This window comes from Flavobacterium cheongpyeongense (assembly GCF_003202435.1).
Classification (GTDB): domain Bacteria; phylum Bacteroidota; class Bacteroidia; order Flavobacteriales; family Flavobacteriaceae; genus Flavobacterium; species Flavobacterium cheongpyeongense.
In genome coordinates this window covers 1-5,550 of the sequence record NZ_QJHK01000040.1, presented here as the reverse complement: position 1 = coordinate 5,550, position 5,550 = coordinate 1, and the positions used below count along the sequence as shown (strand labels likewise).

Genomic DNA, 5,550 nt, shown 5'->3' with positions numbered 1-5,550 from the left:
AAAAACCCTTCATCGATTGATGAAGGGTTTAAAAGAAAGGCGACGACATACTCTCCCACAAAATTGCAGTACCATCTGCGCAGGCGGGCTTAACTTCTCTGTTCGGGATGGGAAGAGGTGAGCCCCGCCGCAATAACCACCTTAAGGTTATAAGTGATTAGCTTTTAGTGATTAGTAATTAGCTTTGGGCTAATCACTACTGACTCTTCACTAGTCACTGCTCGCGTCGAGCAAATATCTTAACATACTGAGATAAAGAAAGTAGTCTTGTTTTAGAAAGTTTCTTCTCCCGACCGTAGTCGGGAGAAAAGGGTGTACATAAGCTTACGGATTATTAGTACTACTCGACTATGACATTACTGCCTTTACATCTATAGCCTATCAACGTGGTCATCTTCCACGATCCTTAAAAGAAATCTCATCTTGTGGTGGGTTTCGCGCTTATATGCTTTCAGCGCTTATCCCTTCCAAACGTAGCTACTCTGCGGTGCCCCTGGCGGGACAACAGATACACTAGAGGTTTGTCCAATTCGGTCCTCTCGTACTAGAATCAGATCCACTCAAATTTCTAACGCCCACAGTAGATAGAGACCGAACTGTCTCACGACGTTCTGAACCCAGCTCGCGTGCCACTTTAATGGGCGAACAGCCCAACCCTTGGGACCTTCTCCAGCCCCAGGATGTGACGAGCCGACATCGAGGTGCCAAACCCCCCCGTCGATATGAGCTCTTGGGGGAGATCAGCCTGTTATCCCCGGCGTACCTTTTATCCTTTGAGCGATGGCCCTTCCATGCGGAACCACCGGATCACTATGCTCTACTTTCGTACCTGATCGACCTGTATGTCTCTCAGTCAAGCTCCCTTATGCCATTGCACTCTACGCACGGTTACCAAGCGTACTGAGGGAACCTTTAGAAGCCTCCGTTACTCTTTTGGAGGCGACCACCCCAGTCAAACTACCCACCAAGCACTGTCCCCCACAATATGGGGTTAGGCCTCAGATAAACAAAGGGTTGTATTTCAACAATGACTCCACAACGCCTGGCGACGCCGCTTCATAGTCTCCAACCTATCCTACACATCATTTATCCAAGGTCAATACTAAGCTATAGTAAAGGTGCACAGGGTCTTTTCGTCCCACTGCGGGTAAACGGCATCTTCACCGTTACTACAATTTCACCGAGCTCATGGCTGAGACAGTGTCCAGATCGTTACACCATTCGTGCAGGTCGGAACTTACCCGACAAGGAATTTCGCTACCTTAGGACCGTTATAGTTACGGCCGCCGTTTACTGGGGCTTCAATTCAATGCTTCTCCGAAGATAACATCTCCTCTTAACCTTCCAGCACCGGGCAGGTGTCAGGCCCTATACTTCATCTTACGATTTTGCAGAGCCCTGTGTTTTTGATAAACAGTCGCCTGGACCTCTTCACTGCGGCCCCGATTGCTCGGGGCGACCCTTCTCCCGAAGTTACGGGTCTATTTTGCCTAATTCCTTAGCCATGAATCTCTCGAGCACCTTAGGATTCTCTCCTCAACTACCTGTGTCGGTTTACGGTACTGGTACTAATTACCTGAAGTTTAGAGGTTTTTCTTGGAAGCCCTTAGGCGCACTATCTCTTTGTCCGAAGACGCCGAGTACTATCGTAGTTCCCCAAGACGCGTGGATTTGCCTGCGCATCTTATAGGTAGCTACTTCAACGAACTATTCCGTCAGTTCGCGGCGCTTTCATCACTCCGTCACCCCATCACAGTAATTAGTAGTACGGGAATATTAACCCGTTGGCCATCGACTGTCCCTTTCGGGTTCGCCTTAGGACCAGACTAACCCACAGCTGATTAGCATAGCTGTGGAAACCTTAGTTTTTCGGTGTGCGGGTTTCTCGCCCGCATTATCGTTACTTATGCCTACATTTTCTTTTCCAGCCAGTCCAGCATACCTTACGATACACCTTCAACCCTGCTGGAATGCTCCCCTACCACTTACAATTAATTGTAAATCCATAGCTTCGGTAATACGCTTATGCCCGATTATTATCCATGCTCGTCCGCTCGACTAGTGAGCTGTTACGCACTCTTTAAATGAATGGCTGCTTCCAAGCCAACATCCTAGCTGTCTGGGCAGACAAACCTCGTTCTTTCAACTTAGCGTATATTTGGGGACCTTAGCTGATGGTCTGGGTTCTTTCCCTCTCGGACTTGGACCTTAGCACCCAAGCCCTCACTGTTATCAATCATTATATAGCATTCGGAGTTTGTCAGGAATTGGTAGGCGGTGAAGCCCCCGCATCCAATCAGTAGCTCTACCTCTATATAACTAAAATAACGCTGCACCTAAATGCATTTCGGGGAGTACGAGCTATTTCCGAGTTTGATTGGCCTTTCACCCCTACCCACAGGTCATCCGAAGACTTTTCAACGTCAACCGGTTCGGACCTCCACACTGTGTTACCAGCGCTTCATCCTGCCCATGGGTAGATCACACGGTTTCGCGTCTAACACTACTGACTTAAGCGCCCTATTCAGACTCGCTTTCGCTACGGATCCGTGGCTTAACCACTTAACCTTGCCAGCAACGTTAACTCGTAGGCTCATTATGCAAAAGGCACGCCGTCACCCCACGAAAGGGCTCCGACCGCTTGTAAGCGTATGGTTTCAGGATCTATTTCACTCCGTTATTCACGGTTCTTTTCACCTTTCCCTCACGGTACTGGTTCACTATCGGTCTCTCAGGAGTATTTAGCCTTAGCGGATGGTCCCGCCAAATTCAGACAGGGTTTCACGTGCCCCGCCCTACTCAGGATACCACTATCTATTATACTTGTTACCCATACGAGGCTATCACTCTCTATGGCGCTACTTTCCAGTAACTTCTGGTTCCGTGTACATAAAATATCGTGGTCCTACAACCCCAACATTGCCGTAACAACATTGGTTTGGGCTAATCCGCGTTCGCTCGCCACTACTTACGGAATCACTTTTGTTTTCTTCTCCTCCGCCTACTTAGATGTTTCAGTTCAGCGGGTTTGCCCACCTATCGGTGTACTATGTCTTCAACATAGTGGGTTGCCCCATTCAGGTATCTACGGATCAATTCGTGTGTGCCGATCCCCGTAGCTTTTCGCAGCTTATCACGCCTTTCATCGCCTCTGAGAGCCTAGGCATCCCCCATACGCCCTTATTTTGCTTATTGTACCAATCTTAAATTTAATTAAGACCGTTTTTTTTGTCTTTTATTACTCGTATTACTACTTATAACAAAAAACGCTTTCTACTTTTTATTATTTTCTTATCTCAATATGTCAATGAACTTTTTTCTAGTGATGAGTTCTTAGTAATTAGTAACTAGATTTTGACTAATTACTTTTTACTCTTTACTATTCACTCGAATAGTGGAGAATAACGGAGTCGAACCGTTGACCTCCTGCGTGCAAGGCAGGCGCTCTAGCCAGCTGAGCTAATCCCCCATTTTCTTAGTGATGAGTTATTAGTTATGAGTTATGAATTAGTGCTCATAAGGTCTCAACCTCTAAAATTTCCTTTTTTTTAAATAATTCAGTCTTTTTTAGTTTATGGCTTTTTGTTATAACTTATAATTCTTAATTTATAACTCAAAACTCTAAAAAAGTAGTCCCGGGCAGACTCGAACTGCCGACCCCTACATTATCAGTGTAGTACTCTAACCAGCTGAGCTACGAGACTCTGTTTTACTTAATTTTATTTTTTTAAATTAACAGCAAGAGTAAAATAGTCTTAAAATCAAAACCTTTAAAGCTTCTTCTTCTTTCCTCAGCGTGTTGATAAATCAACTAACACTTGAGGCTCTAGAAAGGAGGTGTTCCAGCCGCACCTTCCGGTACGGCTACCTTGTTACGACTTAGCCCTAGTTACCAGTTTTACCCTAGGCAGCTCCTTGCGGTCACCGACTTCAGGCACCCCCAGCTTCCATGGCTTGACGGGCGGTGTGTACAAGGCCCGGGAACGTATTCACCGGATCATGGCTGATATCCGATTACTAGCGATTCCAGCTTCACGGAGTCGAGTTGCAGACTCCGATCCGAACTGTGACCGGTTTTATAGATTCGCTCCTGGTCACCCAGTGGCTGCTCTCTGTACCGGCCATTGTAGCACGTGTGTAGCCCAAGGCGTAAGGGCCGTGATGATTTGACGTCATCCCCACCTTCCTCACAGTTTGCACTGGCAGTCTTGTTAGAGTTCCCGACACTACTCGCTGGCAACTAACAACAGGGGTTGCGCTCGTTATAGGACTTAACCTGACACCTCACGGCACGAGCTGACGACAACCATGCAGCACCTTGTAAATTGTCTTGCGAAAGTTCTGTTTCCAAAACGGTCAATCTACATTTAAGCCTTGGTAAGGTTCCTCGCGTATCATCGAATTAAACCACATGCTCCACCGCTTGTGCGGGCCCCCGTCAATTCCTTTGAGTTTCATTCTTGCGAACGTACTCCCCAGGTGGGATACTTATCACTTTCGCTTAGCCACTGAAATTGCTCCCAACAGCTAGTATCCATCGTTTACGGCGTGGACTACCAGGGTATCTAATCCTGTTCGCTACCCACGCTTTCGTCCATCAGCGTCAATCAATTAGTAGTAACCTGCCTTCGCAATTGGTATTCCATGTAATCTCTAAGCATTTCACCGCTACACTACATATTCTAGTTACTTCCTAATAATTCAAGTCCAGCAGTATCAATGGCCGTTCCACCGTTGAGCGATGGGCTTTCACCACTGACTTACAAGACCGCCTACGGACCCTTTAAACCCAATGATTCCGGATAACGCTTGGATCCTCCGTATTACCGCGGCTGCTGGCACGGAGTTAGCCGATCCTTATTCTTACGATACCGTCAAATTCCTTCACGAAGGAGTGTTTCTTCTCGTATAAAAGCAGTTTACAATCCATAGGACCGTCATCCTGCACGCGGCATGGCTGGATCAGGCTTGCGCCCATTGTCCAATATTCCTCACTGCTGCCTCCCGTAGGAGTCTGGTCCGTGTCTCAGTACCAGTGTGGGGGATCTCCCTCTCAGGACCCCTACCCATCGTAGCCTTGGTAAGCCGTTACCTTACCAACTAGCTAATGGGACGCATGCTCATCTTTTACCGTTGTGACTTTAATATAGTGTTGATGCCAACTCTATATACTATGAGGTATTAATCCAAATTTCTCTGGGCTATCCCTCTGTAAAAGGTAGATTGCATACGCGTTACGCACCCGTGCGCCGGTCTCTGGCTCCGAAGAACCATACCCCTCGACTTGCATGTGTTAAGCCTGCCGCTAGCGTTCATCCTGAGCCAGGATCAAACTCTTCATCGTATATTGTTTGCCCGATTGCTCAAGCTAGTTATTATTCGAATCAGTCTCTATCGGTTCATTCTCAATCTCTCGATTATCTTACTCTTTATTCTTTTGTTCTAACATCTCTGTTAAAACGGCTGTCAATTCAATATGTCTACGAACGTAATATTTATTATTCCTTTTTTCGCTTGTCGTTTGTCTCTCAAAGCGGGTGCAAAAGTAGA

At 46.8% G+C, this 5,550-nt stretch carries 2 tRNA genes and 3 rRNA genes; all 5 read right to left on the bottom strand.

Annotated features, from left to right (window positions below):
* Positions 1–34: 34 nt before the first annotated feature.
* Positions 35–144, bottom strand: a 5S ribosomal RNA gene (gene rrf, locus DMB65_RS21800).
* A 170-nt stretch (positions 145–314) separates the two neighbouring features.
* Positions 315–3,195: ribosomal RNA gene (locus DMB65_RS21795) — 23S ribosomal RNA — on the bottom strand.
* Positions 3,196–3,395: 200 nt separating this feature from the next.
* A tRNA-Ala gene (locus DMB65_RS21790) sits at positions 3,396–3,469 on the bottom strand.
* Between the two features lie 161 nt (positions 3,470–3,630).
* Positions 3,631–3,704, bottom strand: a tRNA-Ile gene (locus tag DMB65_RS21785).
* Between the two features lie 126 nt (positions 3,705–3,830).
* A 16S ribosomal RNA gene (locus DMB65_RS21780) occupies positions 3,831–5,344 on the bottom strand.
* The 16S, 23S and 5S rRNA genes sit together here with 2 tRNA genes alongside, the layout of an rRNA operon.
* Positions 5,345–5,550: the final 206 nt, after the last annotated feature.